We start from the raw sequence: 650 nt of genomic DNA, 5'->3' as shown, positions 1-650 counted from the left end.
GCCTGGCGCTGTGCGTTTCGTTCGTCGCCTTGCTGATCCCTGCGCCACCCCTGGCCGCGCAACCCCTGCCCGCGGACGCCGCCGCGCGCGCCAGCGACATCCAGCGCCGCCAGGAACAGGAAATCGACGCCCAGCGTGCCCGCGCCGCCGAGCGGCCGGACGTGTTGTCGGCGCCGCCCGCCGTCGCCGGCGAGGGACCGCTCGTGTTCCCCGAGGAATCGCCCTGCTTCACGATCGGCCAGGTGGCCTGGGATGGCGCCGGCCCACCGACCGCGCTGCGCCGCGACGCCGAGACCACGCTGGGGCGGTGCATCGGCGGGCAGGGGTTGCGCGCCTTGCAGGAACACCTGATGGCGCGCCTGATCGACCGCGGCCTGATCACCGCCCGCGTGCTGGTGCCGGAGCAGTCGCTGGCCACGGGCACGCTGACGCTGCGCTACGTGTCCGGCCGCATTTCGGGCGTCAAGAGCGAGGGCGCGCCCGGCTGGTGGCGCACCGCGCTGCCCACCTGGCCGGGCGGCGAGGTCAACCAGCGCGACCTGGACCAGGCGCTGGAAAACATCCGCCGGCTGGCCGGCCAGGCCGACGCCAGCATCGACGTGGCGCCCGGCCCCGCGCTGGGCGACTCGGACATCATCATCAAACCCGGC

Annotated in this window: 1 protein-coding gene; it reads left to right on the top strand. The window is 74.8% G+C overall.

Annotated features, from left to right (window positions below; genetic code table 11):
• Positions 1–2: 2 nt before the first annotated feature.
• On the top strand, positions 3–650 hold a 648-nt coding region (locus tag AC6LKG_RS26530), incomplete at its 3' end, for a POTRA domain-containing protein (protein WP_498169973.1).

Source organism: Achromobacter sp. 46006 (assembly GCF_059761975.1).
Note: the sequence above shows the minus strand (reverse complement) of the source record. Positions and strands in the feature narration are given on the sequence as shown.